Source organism: Flavobacterium hauense (genome assembly GCF_054457175.1).
Genome location: NZ_JBTKVX010000010.1, coordinates 1 through 16,200 on the forward strand (window position 1 = coordinate 1; position 16,200 = coordinate 16,200).

The 16,200-nt window shown below is 36.4% G+C and carries 14 protein-coding genes; 6 read left to right on the plus strand and 8 right to left on the minus strand.

Annotated features, from left to right (window positions below):
- The 4 genes from ACX0HA_RS08680 to ACX0HA_RS08695 all read left to right on the plus strand — a co-directional run.
- On the plus strand, positions 1-515 hold a 515-nt coding region (locus ACX0HA_RS08680), incomplete at its 5' end, for a succinate dehydrogenase/fumarate reductase transmembrane subunit (protein WP_458844877.1).
- 20 nt (positions 516-535) lie between these two features.
- Positions 536-1,543 (plus strand): bestrophin family protein, encoded by a 1,008-nt coding sequence (locus ACX0HA_RS08685; RefSeq protein ID WP_458844878.1) that lies wholly within the window; start codon positions 536-538, stop codon positions 1,541-1,543.
- 68 nt (positions 1,544-1,611) lie between these two features.
- Positions 1,612-2,517, plus strand: coding sequence for an alpha/beta hydrolase (locus tag ACX0HA_RS08690; RefSeq protein ID WP_458844879.1), 906 nt, complete (start codon positions 1,612-1,614; stop codon positions 2,515-2,517).
- A gap of 48 nt (positions 2,518-2,565) precedes the next feature.
- Positions 2,566-3,495 carry a DUF5996 family protein gene (locus tag ACX0HA_RS08695; RefSeq protein WP_458844880.1) on the plus strand — a complete coding sequence of 310 codons (930 nt, stop codon included), beginning with the start codon at positions 2,566-2,568 and terminating at the stop codon, positions 3,493-3,495.
- A 484-nt stretch (positions 3,496-3,979) separates the two neighbouring features.
- Here the strand turns inward: ACX0HA_RS08695 and ACX0HA_RS08700 are convergent, their stop codons facing one another.
- From ACX0HA_RS08700 to ACX0HA_RS08715, 4 genes are all read right to left on the minus strand, one after another.
- A complete protein-coding gene (locus tag ACX0HA_RS08700) occupies positions 3,980-4,465 on the minus strand; it encodes a DUF6527 family protein (protein ID WP_458844881.1) in 486 nt (161 codons plus the stop codon).
- Positions 4,386-5,564: a ThiF family adenylyltransferase gene (locus ACX0HA_RS08705; protein WP_458844882.1), complete on the minus strand. Its 1,179-nt coding sequence runs from the start codon at positions 5,562-5,564 to the stop codon at positions 4,386-4,388. The genes ACX0HA_RS08700 and ACX0HA_RS08705 overlap by 80 nt, the downstream gene beginning before the upstream one ends.
- Positions 5,539-6,237: a multiubiquitin domain-containing protein gene (locus ACX0HA_RS08710; RefSeq protein WP_458844883.1), complete on the minus strand. Its 699-nt coding sequence runs from the start codon at positions 6,235-6,237 to the stop codon at positions 5,539-5,541. The genes ACX0HA_RS08705 and ACX0HA_RS08710 overlap by 26 nt, the downstream gene beginning before the upstream one ends.
- A 294-nt stretch (positions 6,238-6,531) precedes the next feature.
- Positions 6,532-6,777, minus strand: a complete 246-nt coding sequence (locus ACX0HA_RS08715; protein WP_458844884.1) for a DUF2188 domain-containing protein — start codon at positions 6,775-6,777, stop codon at positions 6,532-6,534.
- Between the two features lie 142 nt (positions 6,778-6,919).
- Between ACX0HA_RS08715 and ACX0HA_RS08720 the strand changes: the two genes are divergently transcribed.
- Both ACX0HA_RS08720 and ACX0HA_RS08725 read left to right on the plus strand, forming a co-directional pair.
- Positions 6,920-7,273, plus strand: a complete 354-nt coding sequence (locus ACX0HA_RS08720; protein WP_458844885.1) for a helix-turn-helix domain-containing protein — start codon at positions 6,920-6,922, stop codon at positions 7,271-7,273.
- A complete protein-coding gene (locus ACX0HA_RS08725) occupies positions 7,270-8,184 on the plus strand; it encodes an ImmA/IrrE family metallo-endopeptidase (protein WP_458844886.1) in 915 nt (304 codons plus the stop codon). The genes ACX0HA_RS08720 and ACX0HA_RS08725 overlap by 4 nt, the downstream gene beginning before the upstream one ends.
- 72 nt (positions 8,185-8,256) lie before the next feature.
- Here the strand turns inward: ACX0HA_RS08725 and ACX0HA_RS08730 are convergent, their stop codons facing one another.
- The 4 genes from ACX0HA_RS08730 to ACX0HA_RS08745 all read right to left on the minus strand — a co-directional run bounded on the left by ACX0HA_RS08730 (position 8,257) and on the right by ACX0HA_RS08745 (position 16,195).
- Positions 8,257-8,547: a hypothetical protein gene (locus ACX0HA_RS08730; RefSeq protein WP_458844887.1), complete on the minus strand. Its 291-nt coding sequence runs from the start codon at positions 8,545-8,547 to the stop codon at positions 8,257-8,259.
- An 80-nt stretch (positions 8,548-8,627) separates the two neighbouring features.
- Positions 8,628-10,538 (minus strand): DEAD/DEAH box helicase, encoded by a 1,911-nt coding sequence (locus ACX0HA_RS08735; RefSeq protein ID WP_458844888.1) that lies wholly within the window; start codon positions 10,536-10,538, stop codon positions 8,628-8,630.
- On the minus strand, positions 10,528-11,292 hold the full coding sequence (locus ACX0HA_RS08740; RefSeq protein ID WP_458844889.1) for a hypothetical protein: 765 nt from the start codon (positions 11,290-11,292) through the stop codon (positions 10,528-10,530). The genes ACX0HA_RS08735 and ACX0HA_RS08740 overlap by 11 nt, the downstream gene beginning before the upstream one ends.
- Before the next feature lie 514 nt (positions 11,293-11,806).
- Positions 11,807-16,195 (minus strand): tetratricopeptide repeat protein, encoded by a 4,389-nt coding sequence (locus ACX0HA_RS08745; protein WP_458844890.1) that lies wholly within the window; start codon positions 16,193-16,195, stop codon positions 11,807-11,809.
- Positions 16,196-16,200: the final 5 nt, after the last annotated feature.

Genomic DNA, 16,200 nt, shown 5'->3' on the forward strand with positions numbered 1-16,200 from the left:
ATTTTATGGCAACCAATATAATAATAAGAACTATTGAAATTTTTTTAGTACTTGGTTTTATAGTGCATATTATTCAGGGGTTATTAATCTGGAGAATGAACCGTAATGCACGTCCTGTTCAATATGTTTATGCTACAGTAACACGCAATGTAACATGGTATAGCCGAAGTATGGCATTGCTAGGATCTCTGCTTTTATTGTTTTTGGTAGTACACACTTCAAATTTCTGGATACCTAACAGGATACACCAGTTTAAATTTGATGAAGAACTGCCTTTATATGAGATGATGATTCAGAAGTTCCAAAATCCCATAGAAGTAATCATATACATATTTGGTTGTTTTACATTGTTTTGGCATCTGCTTCACGGCTTTAAAAGTGCATTGACATCTTTGGGAATATCACATCCTAAATGGAATCCCATACTGGCATTCCTTGGCAACAGCTTTTCGATAGTTGTGCCGCTGGTTTTAGTAATGATGCCTGTGTCCATTTATTTTGGATGGCTTAAGTAATGTAATTAATAAAATAAGATATGTATACAGGCAAATCATATAAATTATCAGAGTTTATAATATGGACCAGAAAAAGCATATATGCATTACTTTTAATGGGGGCGGTTCCTGTTATATTATATCAGTATCTGGATGTAAAATGGCTGGGAATTTCCTGGACTGTTGTAGCTATGCTGGGTACAGCGACAGCATTTATAGTAGCTTTTAAAAATACCCAAACCTATAACCGAACGCTGGAAGCACAGCAGGTGTGGACAGGCATATTAAATATAAGCAGGTCCTGGGGCACAATGAGCAGGGATTTTATTCACGATCCTGAAATAACCAGAAAACTTATTTACAGGCATTTTGCATGGCTCACTGCTATGCGATATGAAATGAGGAGTTACCGCATTTGGGAAGCTTTGCAAAAAAAACATAATACTGAATATCAACGATATTATTCAATACCCGAACAGGAAATAACATTAGAGAACGAACTGTCTAAATATTTAGATGATACTGAATTAAGCAATATTCTCACGTCAAAAAATAAAGCAACACAAATACTGTCGCTACAAAGTAAAACACTTAAAGAACTTTATGATAGCCAGCAAATTGTTATCCTGCAGTTTGTTGATATGCAGCGAGCAATTAAAGATTTTTTTGGACAGCAGGGCAGAAGTGAACAAATAAAAGACTCTCCTTATCCCAGGCAATATGCAATTATAAACACACTGCTTGTAAGATTTTTTTGTTTTTTGCTGCCTTTTGGAATGTTGAAAGAGTTTGATAAACTTAATGACAGTGTAGAAGGTATTATGAAAGGCAATATGGTTTGGCTTGTTATTCCATTCAGCGTTATAATATCCTGGATGTATACCTCTTTAAGCCAGGTAGGGGAGAGTACCGAAAACCCATTTGAAGGAAGTGCTAATGATGTACCTATATCCCAAATATCAAGAATTATAGAAATAGATTTAAGAGAAATGCTTGGCGAAACAGACCTGCCTCCATTTCTGGAATCCCAACACAACATTATTCTTTAATTATATTATTTGACACCAGAATACTTCTGATAAAATTGTCATTCAACTCTAACCTAATTAAAATTTCAATGAAAAATCAAAGCAACCTTGAGACAGGGCGCACATTTGCTATGCCTAAACTTTATGGTGAATTTAATACGCAACAGGAAATAGATGCCGAATATGATGTTGAAAAAGCAGTAGCTGATTTTTCTGAATACATTGACCACTTTATAAAAGCGAGTGAAGAAACACGGAATGTTCTTAAAAACAGAATAGTTATTAAGTACGGGCCTACCACGATGGAAAGGCTTACTGTTTACCCGTCACGCACTCCGGACGCACCTGTACTTGTTTTTTTACACGGAGGTTATTGGAAACTTGGACTAGGTGATGACTATGATTTTGTAGCTATGGGGCCATCTCTTGCACATTTTACAGTAGTTATAGTTACCTACGCACTGGCACCTAATGTTAATATTCCGGAAATCATAAGGCAGGTGCGATCGTCTGTTTACTGGACCGCTAAAAATATTGCAGTCCATAATGGTAATCCTGATGCTATTTTTGTTGCAGGACATTCGGCAGGAGGCCACTTGGCTGCAATGACAGGATTGACCAATTGGAATGACTATGGATTGCCGGATGATTGTATAAAAGGTATATTGGCAATTAGCGGCCTGTATGATCTTGAGCCGGTATCACAGACTTTTGTACAGCCGGCAATACGCATAACGGCGGAGCATATCCTTAACGCGAGTCCTATAAGGCTTATAAGACAAAGTAATATACCATTAATTATTGCATGGGGAGCCTTAGAAACAAATGCATTTAAAAAACAATCATCTGATTTTTTACAGGCATGGCAAAATGCAGGTAATAATGGCAGCTTCCTAATAGTATCCGAAGCGAACCATTTTAATATACTTGAAGGTTTTCAAACCGAAAAAGGATTTCTTACTAATGCACTTCTGTCATTAGCTGCGACTATATAATTACAGCTACTAACGGATTTATAAATTAACCACTCTAAAATATCTATTATGAAAAAACACTGGCCTTTGCTTTCTTATGAAAATGGAAAAGCAACATATGAAACATTACAGCTTTATTCCCAGATATTGGGAAAAATTAAGTTAGCAACACTACCCTGGGCAAATCATTCATGGAATGTAACGCTGCATATCATCCCATCAGGATTAACTACCCAGACAATGCCTTATGAAGAATTCAATTTCCAGATTGATCTGGATATCATTAACCACGAGTTGAAAGTTGTGACGAGTAAAGGAGACGTAAGGCAGTTTAAGCTGTATAACCTTACTGTAGCCGATTTTTACAAAAAGACTTTTATATTATTAAAGGAACTTGGTATTGCATTGGAAATAATGACTACCCCATCTGAAATTGCTGATCCTATACCTTTTGAATTAGACATTATACATGCACGATACGATATCGGTCAGGCAGCAGATTTCCATTTGGCTCTTCTGGCTATTCAGGATGTTTTTATGAAATTTAGGGGAGAATTCACAGGAAAGGCTAGTCCAATTCATTTTTTTTGGGGTGGCTTTGATTTGGCCCTGGCTTTATTTTCAGGAAGGGAAGCCCCTACGCATCCTGGCAAAATTCCCGGGCTGCCTAACTGGGTATTACAGGATGCTTATAGTCATGAATTATGTGATTTTGGTTTTTGGACAGGATCCGAGGCTTTTCCTGAAGCTGCTTTTTATTGTTATTTGTATCCGGAACCCGAGGGTTATAAAACAACTGAGGTGTCTCCCCCTGAAGCGTATTATAATCATGATCTGGGTGAATTTATTTTGCCCTATTCGGCTGTACAAAACTCGGCTGACCCCGATACTTTGCTGTTAACATTTTTAAGGAGTACTTATGGTATTGGGGCGAATCTTGCTAACTGGGATGAAAATTTATATAAAATAGAAAGGGATTTTAAAGCAACTATTGAATAATAATAGATCCAATTTCATTAGGGAATAAAAGTTATTATTCTTTCAAATAAATCTCTAAGATTAAGACCATTGATACTAGGTATCTAAGATGGTTTGAATCCGGTTGAGGTAGCTACTCGGGACATCCAAACCAACGGTAAAATCTTACAGGTATTAATTTTTATTTTTAAATATGTAAGAATAATAAAACAAAAAATCCCAAAATCAATATGATTTTGGGATTTTAGCTTGTGACCTCTACAGGACAAATTCCAAACCATTTTATGCACGATTTAAAGAAATTGGCTTATTATCTGTAAGATAATTTTTAGGAAACAACTAAAAAAGTGGTTTGGTTGTCCTGTTGGGGTTATAGTAATTTTTTGTTTATTAGTATATGGCATAATCATGGCAATTTATTTTAGCAATAGTAAAAGTATATAGTATATAATCATATGAAAGCCGAAGATAATTCTTCGGCTTTATAGAAATAAAAATTAAAGTTCTACAATCTAAAGAATTGGGAGATTTTCTGCCAAAAAGTTGGTTTTAACCTTTGTTGATTAGTATTTTCTTCTTTCGAAGTATTCGACGAATCATCATAATAATGCGTCTTGCGATCAAAATCACTTTCTCTGCTTAAACGAATTTCTGTTTCATTCCAATGACCGGAAAACTCAATTTTATTGTCTCTTATCCAGTAGTGGGATTTGCATTCAAAACTCCAATTGCCTATTGATGGATGAAGGGAAACCGCTTTACCATTAAAAGTCAATTTCCAATCTGTCGGAGACAATGGGGTTACCACTTCGTTACCGCATCCGCATACACATTTATGTATTGCGGTACAGTAAGTGACCGATATATATAGAACATCATTCTCAATTATTTCCGGAATAAATTCGACGAATTTATGCTGTAACATCTTCATTAAAAATTTTAGATACACCAATAGAATAGGAACTATGATGCTCATTTTCCAAATCAACATAAATTCCAGATATTTTCTTCCATTTCAAAATAGCAAAAATCGCATTCAATGCATTCAATTCAGCAATCTGAATATTGGTAGCGTATTCATTATTGTCTGAATCTTCCGAAAAGATACGGAGGGGCAGATGGTCGTTTTTGATAGAAGTTGCTGTTGTTACCCTAACAGCAGCAGTAAGCTTGTCATCAACAACATTAACTCCTAAACCTACATCGGAAAAAGCTACGCCTACACTTACCAAATAATCCGTTATCATTTTCCTTACAGCATTTCTGTCCACACATACAAACACATAATCCATTTGATCCAGCTCTGGTAAGTTCTCTTTTTTAACATAGTAGTCGTGAATATGGATATGCTTATGCATGTTTGAATACAATTTTTGGTAATAGGCTGCTTTCCTCATATTTCCCTCGAGTTCACTCATTGATGCTGCACCAGGAGAACGGAAAGCATTGTGTTGGTCAAAGCTGTCACCGTCGTAAAGATGTATTTCTTTTACGGGGGTTTTAGCAACCATATCCAGAATATAAGCTCCTGTGCCGCCTAATCCAATAATTGCTATTTTTTGACCTTCTAATTTTGCATTAATCACTTCGATGTTTGCACGGCTCGAATTGGTGTCAATGTACTGGAATACTGTTTCATTTGCATTATCTGCTATCACCTTAAAAGTCTTTTCCGTAACCGAAGGATCCAGATATTTGGCGGATGCAGAAATAATATCTGCATACCGCTTGACTTTTTCATAGTAATTCGGATATCCGGTAGCAGGTTTATTCGAAAAAGACCTGTTTACCGTGATCTGTTGGTTCAGCACAGAGTTAGTATTATTATGTTGAATAGATGTGATGATAGTACCATCTACTTCACAGGGATTACCTCCGATAAAATATATAACATGGTTATCCGGGATTCCTGTGCGATTATTGCTAGTCAAGGTAAGCGTACTTACTAATACTCCATATTGTATCTGTTTATTTTGATCGACAAAGGGTATATGGTGGATAAGTAAATATCCACCACGTACCTCGATTTCATAACCTTCATCTCTTAGACGTTTAAGGTCGGGACTATGATTTATCAGTTGCAGTGACATCGAAGATCATTTTATTTTTGATATGAACAACCGAACCTTTGACCATAGTTCCTTCTGGTTTAGGTTCCCAACCTCTACTGTAAGTAACTGTATAACCCTTATTGGGATTATTATCATATGACCCGAAAGCCAAAACAATCAACTGCTCGAAAGATATGTTTACTTCTTTCCATATATGAAGACGAGCATTTACAATAATTGTCAATTCCGTAGGTCTTGGTTTTGAGAAAAATTTCTCTTTGCCTGGACGGGCAAGATCTACAACTTCATCATCTAATATCTGGTCATCTTGCCAACCTTCCTTGAGGTCAAGAAAAATTTCGTCATCAGCGGGTATGCTGCCAAGCTCGCGAATTTGAAGACCCCTTATGTACTGCTTGTACCAGGTAAAAGGTTTATCATTGATAAAGAACTCAAGTTTTTTCTTGACAAAGAAATACTCTATTTGCGGCCTTGCTAAGTTAACTCTTTGTTCATTTTCTATAAGTTCGTCCTGATAAGGGCTGCTAATTGAAAGATACAACTCGGTATCTAGCGGTATGCTCGCCAGCTGTTTTAGCTGGGCGCCAGTTTTATACTGGTTAGTGGTTTCGAATTCCTTACCATCTATTACAAATAGTAGCGGCATTTTTGGGTTAGGGGAATCTGTTTCCCCATGGCTATTTTTGTTCATTATGAACTAATTTTAGTATTAATTTAATCTATTGTTCATTGCCTATCCTTTCAGCAATAGTTAGGGCCTGCCCTGCGATAGTTAGTTCGGCTGCAACTTGGATTTTTACAATTAATACCGGGCTGAAATCTTTCTTTTCAGTGTTAAAAACACAAATGACTTGCTTATTTCAGATAAAGGAAGTAGTTTTGAAGTGCAAAAACAATACTACCAAGAGCCTTGCAAGGGCTTTTGTTTCCTTTAAGGAATTAAGCCAGGTGATTCGCCTGGTTTTTTATTTTTATCCGTTTAATATTAATGCTTTTTATCCTTAATTGAACTAGAATCATTTCCAGGTTTTACCGTATCACTATCCCTAATAGGTCCCGCATTTGGACGATGGATTCGTACTTCTCCACCTCCGTTGTTTGCTGAAAACTTTTTCGCAAGTTGCTCTGCTTCTTTTTGGGTGTTTGTAATAGCGGATGCTTTCTGACCACCTTCTTTTTGGACATTCCATCCCTGTTGTCCTTTTTTCTGTGTTACATGGTAATTTGCCATATCATTATATATTTAAAATTTAACTATAGCAAATATATAAAAATCTAATTATATCAAGCAAATATTTTTTATAAATTTAGATTGAATTTAGAATATTGCTTGATATTTCAAGAATGTTCTTATATTTGTAAAAACTATAATGATGAGTTCACTAGGCGCAACCTTGAAAGAAGCGAGGAAAAATGTAGGGCTTACATTAAGACAAGTAGAGGATATGACAGATATTTCTAATGCTTACTTAAGTCAATTAGAAAATGATAAGATTAAAAACCCTTCGGTAAATATCTTATCAAAATTGTCTTCCTTATACAAAGTGTCATTAAAAACCCTTCTTTCAAACGCAAAAATGATAGACAAGAAAGAAGCCCAACAAGAAGAGATTAATTTAAGTTTTGCCCAAAAGATTGCCTTTCGGGCAGAAGACCTTACCGAGGAAGAAAGGAATGATGTGCTGAAATATTTAGAGTTTATAAAATCACGTAAAAGGGAGCTATGATAGATGATTTTACAAAAAAAGAAATTGAAAAAATTTCATATAATATTTTAAAAGAAAGCAAATCGCTAGATATCTTTCCAACACCTGTGGATAGGATTTTAAACTACTCTAATTTTGCGATTGATAACCAAATTGATTTGACGAATATTGAAACTTCTTTTTTTGAGTCGTTTAAGGAAAAATTACTTAACCCTTCAAAAAATGCTCTTTTGAGTGCTCTTTCTAAAATAAAGGGAATTTTTTATAGGGAAGAAAATATTATCTATCTTGATGTTAATCTAGATAATAACATTGGTAAGAAGAATTTTGTCCAATTACATGAAATTGGCCATGGGGTGCTATCTTGGCAAAACGAGGTTTTGTTAGCGATGGATAATGATGAAACCCTGAATGAAGAATATGAAGATCAGTTTGAGGCCGAGGCTAATTATTTTGCTTCTATAACTTTGTTTCAGCATGAACGCTTTTTAGAGGAATGCCAAAAATTAAATTTTGGATTAGGAGCCGTAATGGAATTAAGAAGTAAATTTGGTTCGTCGGTACATTCTGCATTTAGAAATTATGTTTTGCAATCAAAGAATAGATGTGCTTTGCTTGTTTTAAATCACCCTGTAAATGGTAATGGTTATGTGAATAAATTAGTTACAAGAGATCTGTTCTATTCGAAATCATTTATTCATGAATTTGGTGAATTATCGCTACCAAACGAATTTGGCTTTAAGTGGGCATTTGTTCAGGATTTTAAATTTAAAAAGAAATTTCACGAAAAAGGCCAGATTTCTTTATCTACAAATCAAGGAGAAAATTTAAATGCTGGCTACCACTACTTTAATAATACATATAATAGTTTTGTATTTTTCTTTCCAAAAGGTGAAAAAAATAATGCTAAAACTAAAATTATTTTACAGTAGGCTATTCGAGGTTTATTGATACTTATAAGTCAAATAATAAAATGGTCTATGAAGAAGTTGAACCAGAGAGTTTTAATCTGGCAGGTACCATTTAATCATATTTTGAATAAAATCAGGGGCATTATGGATAGTCGACCGAAATATTACTTTATCCTCATCAATGGACTCAATATGCAAAGCAACCTCCTTTATTATTTCCGGTGAAAATCCATATCTTAATAAGAGGATGTAAATTTTATTATTGGTATTATACCTAAATAATTCAACAATCTTTTCTGCCCCGGCATCGTTATTTTTCTCACCATAAATCTTGAATGCTGCTACAAATGTATCGGAGAGGGAGAAAGAAATTACCTGGTCCATATAGTCATACGTATCATACACTATAGAGTCATAGCTTACATTTCGTTTAGGTGTTTGCTTATCATATAATCCATATACATTTAGGCTGCTGTCTGGAAGCTTTTTCGCAGGTTGAGAAAAGGCGGCAAAGGATTCGTTCGGGTTGTCCCTGTTTGTAATTGAGCTATATCTAAGACCAACAATCTCACTAAACGAGCGTCCCTGTGCTGCGTGAAAAAAATATCTATCGCCTGATTAAATACATTTGTTTCACCTCCATTAAGCATCCGTCCCAGCGAAGCTTCATAAATCCTTTTAAGCGCTATCTTGGCGTTGTCGCGATTGTATTTGTTAAAGGCACCACCTATACTGCCTCTCAGGTCATTTGGAAGTCTGTAAAAGATATTGAGAAATTCTTTAGCGGCAAGCAATACCGCCGGAGCTGACAGACGCTCAACTTTTGAGTTGGGAATATTTTTGTCGTCATCAAAAGTATTATTATTTATAGCGTCGATAAGTTCCTTATCATCTTCTTCATGTTCTCCGTCCTTTGGATTTTCCAATACGGACTTCTCGCTTAAGGTAAATGTGGTCTTTATCCTTTCCGAAAATAACTTTGCATTGGTGGTATATACGTATCCATAGTCGAATATTTTATTTTCAGTTAAACGGCCAGCCCTACCAATCAGGTTTTTAAATGCTAAAGCACGTTCGTGCTCATTACCTTCGAATTTGTTGTTTTCCAACCAGACAATATCAAACGGCATATTGATGCCTTGAGCCAAGGTACTGGTTGCAAAACATAGCGTGGAATGTTTTCCGCGAATAAAATCCTCAATCAAAAATCTTACCTCAAGGGGAATGGAGCCATGATGGATAACGATCCCTTTTTTCAGAAGATTTACCAGAAATGATATATGTCTGGTCTTATCCGCGCCAACCATATCACTAATGTGATCTATAATCTGAAGGGCCTTATCATCCGTTACTTCCGGTAGGCTTGCTATATACTCTTCAAAACCTTCTTTAAACCTTCCTTTATAAATTGAGTTTTTCGAAACATAAACCAGGATGGAATGTTGGCCCGACAAAGCGAAATTTTTAAAATTTCCATTAAAGGCTATACCGTTTTTTTTCCAGTGTCCATTATCGATATAGGGAGAAAAGTAGAGATACTCATCTCCGTTTAAAGCGATGCATAATTTTCCGACAGCACCATGTTGATAGGAACGGCCATAGCCGTTCTCATGAGGAAGTTGGTGTTTGTAGAATTGTGCTTCGGGATTTTCTATGAAGGGATGCGCAAAAATAATCTTAGCATTTGGAAAATGTTTTTTTACCCTACGCACAGCAATATCAAAAGTGATCCCTCTGCTATTTTCTTCAGAAATCTGTGCCTCGTCGAAAAAGAAGCTTTGAATATTCAATTCATTCTTGAACTTGTATAGATCTTTAGAGCGTTCAGGCGTTAGAACAAAAATGCGGCGTAGATTACGGTCGTTATAAACCAGATCCACAAAAGAAGATATCATAACGCTTTTATTATTCTCAAATTTCCTGCGCATGGAGTTCATATATTCTGCAATTAAGGCCCTGGAAGGGACCACTATTACAGCATCTCCGGTTCCTTCTGCGAGGAAATCCCGGATCGAATATGATTTTCCTGCACTAGTCGGTGCAGAAATCGATATGTATTGTTTATCGTCAATTGCCCTGCGAAAGCTAGCCTGAACCGGTGTGAGCAAGGCTCCATGATCCTCGAGATGCTTATTCCCAAATCCCTGCATTAAAAAGGAATATAGGTTGCCGGGATCCCCGATCTTGTAAAAAAGCCCTAACGCTGAAATGATTTTTTCTTCAAAGGCTTCAAAAACCTGAGGATAAAATTCCTTAAAATAACTTAGGTTTTCCAATAGGCTTGAATCCTTAGGTCCTTCGCGATGTATTGTATCGATCAATTGGCTTAGGTCTTTTGCCGGATCTTTTGTGATTTTAATTGTATTAAGATTCATGGCTCACTCCTACGATATAAATGTTTTTTGCCTTTTTTAAGTTCTCATATGTTTTGGAGTGTTCTAATGCATTTTTAAGAACAGCTAATGGATTTTGCGCATTGATGGAGAATGCCAAAACGACGCCAAAAATATCTTTATCGAGATTCAATGCACAGTCTTCCCCAGCCAGAGGTCCCATATGCGGACCGTCCATCAGGTGTTTGCCTCCACCGATAAAGCCATCCGCTTGGCCTCCCGCTCCAGAACTATCACCGGAAATGCCGCTGTAGGGCGAGGAACTGTTGGAGAATTTTGCCTCTCCAAAATTAATGATATCTTGTGTGCAGACGGTATGAAAGTCAAAACCCTCATTTTGGGCAATTTTAGGTTTCCACAACTCGGCAATAGGAAGGGAGCGATGTCCGAATACAACTTCCAAAGCTTTTGAAGAACCCATCGAAACCATAAGCTCACCGAACTCAATAGCCACCTTGTTATCTGTTGACAGAGTTGCCTTAAATACCTTAACGAGTGCCTCTGCGGTTTTCTGTGCTGTTGTAGCATAAGCTCGGCTGGCTCTGTCATCTAATTTTGTAACCCAACAATTGTCATTGACAAGCGTTGTCAGTTCCAGTGCGATTTTTTCCAAATCAGAAATGCTCACATGGCAGACAAAGATGTTTCCGGTATCTGAAACGCTTGTTACCTCATAGAAAGTAGATCCCCAGGTATCTTCTGGAAAAACGCGACCGTATGAAATAGTATCACTCATGATCAAAGTTAATAATTAATGGCTAGATAACATTCGTTATATAGCGCATAAAAATGGAAAGCAAATTTGTTAAAATTATTAAAAAAATACATATGATCGGGTAAAAATACCTGATTGAACGGATTGCGTAGTATACACCGAATGTACATTCGCAGTTATTATTTTCCTAAAAAACGGCATCTAAATATTGTAGGGAGTAGCTGTAAGTTGGTCATGCAGTGCAGATTTCAGGCCGGGATTGATCCCGCAGAAAATAACAGTAAGGTTTGGGGCTATAATGTCGCTGAGCATCATCGGGTAAATTATATAAGGGCTGAAAGCAACCGGAAAACCAATGCTTAAGATTCCCAGCTGAATTCAGATTTAATCGTATTCAAATGTAATATGACCTTATACAATATGAATTAATCAATCTCGCCAAGGATTATTTTATTCCGGACAATTTTAGAATTTACAACACTTATTTATTACGTTAATTATAATTTCTGGCAATCTGTCGATGATTAGTCTATGCTTACTTATTTATTTTGTCATTAAGCTCTTTCTCAAAGTCTTCATCCTTACTGTCTCTTGGTAAACTATTATAGATTTTTTTTGCCTTTTTAAAGTAATCCTGAGCTAAAGAATGATTATTATCCATTTCATAAGTTAACCCGATTTCAAAATATAAAAGGATTATCCGTTGCTTGTCTTCCTGCTCATCAAGATAGGTGTTACTATGGAAAAAAAGTTTTAAAGCGTCTTCCGGTTTACCATTATTTCTAAGCGTTTTTGCCAGGTTTGTTTCAAGGAATGAAAGATGATCATCTAATGAAGAATAGAACCCGGTAATATTATATTGTTTCGAGGTAATTAATGCATTTTCCCACATGCGTTCGGCAAATTCATATGACTTTAGAATATCTGACCTGAGGCCGGCATCTTCGTAGAGCTTTACCAGATAATTCGCATAAATTGTATTTTGTTTGACTAATTTCTCTTGTATGCTAACCGCTTCTTTCATGGTATCGGTATAAGCCTCAGTATTGAATTCCAAAAACTCAATTTGCGCTTTATACTCATATAACATAACTAAAAATGGCTCATAAATACCATTTTTAGTGCATAAAGACTTTTGAACGTCGATTCCTTCCATCAAAGTGCTTCGCGCTTCCTTTGTCTTACCCAGCCAGGTATAGGCCTGACCCAGATAACCTAGAATTGGAGTAAGATAAGGCTGATAGGTCGGAGGGTCTTTTTTTGCCATTTCCCTGACTAAAGGTAAAATATTTAATGAGATATTGATTACATCTTGAAATTTAAGTAACTGTGATTTTATTCTGATTCTCTGGGAGCATACCCAAATTCGCTGAAATGGGGCCATTTTATGAGTGCTGGAATAAAATGCAGATGCCAAGGTGTCTGCTTTGGTAATATATTTATCAGTGTATTCAGGCAAAGGGAAGGCTTCCCAAAAGAATGCGTATTCGACATTCGCATTAATAAGCAGATTGGTGTAATTATCCGGTTCTGTTCTCACAAGTTTGGTTGCAATATCCAAGGCTTTCGAGACTATTAATGAACAATCTTTCCTGCCATTGAGCCTGCAATATCCATGATAATCCAGATAGATTTGTGCCAGGAGCGCCTGATTTGTGTTCGAGTTAGGTAATGTCTTTATAGAAGCTCCTATTTTTTCAAATACGCTGTCCATTGCAACATAATCTTTTTGGGCGGCATAATTTTCAAGCATGGAACGGTATATGGTGATAAGAAAATAAGTATATCCCGGGTAATTATTAACAAGTTTCAATTGAACCGCGACAGCCTTATCATATAAATTATTTGCTTCTTTATATTTACCGGTAATCCTGTAACAATTTCCTGCATACCAATAATATTCTGCTAAATTTGGGGACTCTTCTTTTGGTTTTTCCCCGGTTATAAGTTCTTGCTGACTTATTGCTTTTTCAACGAACAGTATAGTTTGGTCAGCTTTTTTCTGAATAGCATACATGTTAGCCAGATTCAGATTTAGCCGGATAGCCAGATTAGCAGCCTTCGGATGTGATTTTATATCTGAAAGAGACGTTATAGCTTTATTATAGCTTTCTTCTGCTTTATCAAATTTATTTCTTTCAACCATCAAGCCGGCCAGACTTTGAAGAAGATATGCCTGGTTGAATATTTTAACGTCATCAGGAAGAGAGGACACTGCGAGGTTTTCTAAAGCAAGCATAAGATATTTTTCTGACTCGTCATATTCTTTATTTATTTTGTAAAGGTTTGCTCTGTTGGATAGCAACTGAATGTAAAAGTCCTGGTTTGCGGTATTGTCTTTTAATTTATCCTCAAGTATGGTAATGGCTTCCTCAAGTAAAATTCCTGCATTTTCATAATCAGGTTTATTTGATAACACATTGGATTGCGTGAATAGTAGAGTTGCCAGAAAAGTCTCATATTTCTTATCAGAAGCAATCAGCTCACGCTGCAGGATGATGGATTTTGTTAAAGCTTCTTCGCTTTGCTTGGTTTTACCCAGTTGCCCCTGGACTCTGGCCATCTCGAAAAGAAGTGTCACCTGAAAAGGACGTTTGTCTATTTTTGTAACCTTCTCTTGTGTAGTCAAAGCTGCTGATAACTCTCTTTCCGCTCGTATATAATCCGTTTTATATTCATAAACGGTTGCTATATTGTAATACACTGTCGCTAAATCAGGTATGTGCTTTTGATTACCGTCAATTACCAACAATTCTAATTTATTTTTTGCACTTGTAAATTGTAATAAAGCGTCTTCGGCTTCCCCGACATTTTGTAATAATACTCCATAATATGTTTGAGCATATATTCTTGTTGCGGATAATGAGGCGCTTTTCTCCTTTATACTGTCAAGAATAGCAAGAGAGGATTCAAAATCTTCTCTGGCTTTATCTACCTGTCCCATGTTATAGAGCTGTATAGCTCTTATGTGATAATTGACGGCCAGGCTTTCCTGATAAAATTCAGGATTTTCTTTGGAAAGCCAAAGGATAATGGATACTGCTTCATTATATAGTTGAAGTGCTTTTTCATGGTGTTGCCTTATGGCTTCCAGGTTGGCAAGTCTTGTTTTCAAATACGCGTATTGCCCACCGTAAGCGACACTATCCCGGTTATATAATTTACGATACACGTCATCTGCTTCATTTAAAACTGCTAAAGCTTCATCTTTTTTACCCATTTTATTATTATAATAGTCAGCCAAACGGATTTTGAGATCCGCATACGGGCTTTCATAAACAGCGGGATTTTTGGCAGCAAGTTTCTTATAGATATCGAGCGATTCGTTAAATAACTCAAATGCACGATCTTCGTTTTGCTGGTACAGCTCAAATTCGCTTTCAGTCCATAGCAGGAGCGCTAATACGTCTTGTGAGTATTCAGGTTTTAACGCCGAATAGTATTCATGCGCTTCATTAAAGTATCGTTTTGCTTTTACAATATCATTATCATTATAGAAGCAACGCGCTAAAAGACTAATGGATCTCACCAGTTGACGCCTTGTGTTTTCAGGGTCAGCCTTTATCTGTTTTTTTAATAGCTCAATGGAATTTAGTAAAGATTCCTTTCCTTCTGAAAGCTCGTTTTTGTAAAGACTTAGCATACTTAACATACTGTAGAGTTCGGAATTATGGTCAGAGATATTCTCGTTACCGTCCGTTTGTTGCATCAGAGCCTTACCCGCATATTCTTTGGCTTTACCATACTGTTTATTTTCCAGATAGAGGTTACCTAATTTAACGTTCGCAGAAACCAGATTGTCTTTATTCTGCTGTGGATTAATGGTATATATTTTTTTTTGTATTTCCAATGATTCATTGAAATACATTTCCGCGTCCCGGAATTCACCGCGTTTTTGATATATCTCACCCAAATTCGTTTTGATCTCCGCTATCAGAGAATCGTTGGTGGTTAAACTGACAGCTTTTTTATACGCCGCAATAGCAACCTCGTCATCATTTAATTTTACTTTTGCATCGGCATAACCCATAAAATACTGAACATTGTTGTCGTCCAATTCAAAAAGCATTCTGTAACATTCCGCTATTTTGTCTAAATCATATTTTGTTTTATGCAGGTCCAGCGCAAACGTAAGAGAATTTATCAGATCAACATCTTTGGCATTACGGACTGAATCCAGCTTGTTTGCTGCTTCCTGTAGTCTTTTGACCTCTTTTGCCCTTTCAAGTGATATATCCACTCTTTTCTGCAGTTTGTCCAATTCTAATACTTTGAGTGCTCCATTCAGGTCGCCACTTTGAAAAAGACGAAAAGCATTCTGATAAGTGGGGTCGGCATCATCCAGGTTAATCGCCGTATAATAATCAGCAAATTCGTTTGCCCTTTCGTCGGTTTTAGTTAGCTGCAATTCAAGATCCGCAATTTTTGTTTTCAAGTCGGCTATCAGGGTTTTGTCCGCTTTTGCTGAATTGATAGCGATGGTCAGTTCTTTTGAGAGTTTGTTGATTTTTGAGCCCAGGTACTTTTCGTTCTCTGTTTTCCCCACCTTATAGATTTCTTTTCTGAAATCCGCAACTACCTTGGGATCGGCCATAATTATCCGTATGATTTCTTTTTGTCCGGCCACTGCGTTTAGCGCATCAATATTTACGACCTGCAGATTTTCTTTTGTAACAGAGAAAGAAACAGATTCACTTTCTTTTACATTTACGAACACTAATCGAAAATCTCCATTTTTTCCCGTAACCGTTCTTTGGGCTTTCTGATCCTCGTCAAAGACACTTGCATTGCTGACGTAGATAGTCTGGCCACTGAGGAATTTGCTGTTTTTTACAGAAACAATTCCTTTCAGCTCACTATGTTGAGAATATATGTTGCCGCAAACAAGATAAAATGCAATTAAATATGTTAAACGATTTATCATTTGCG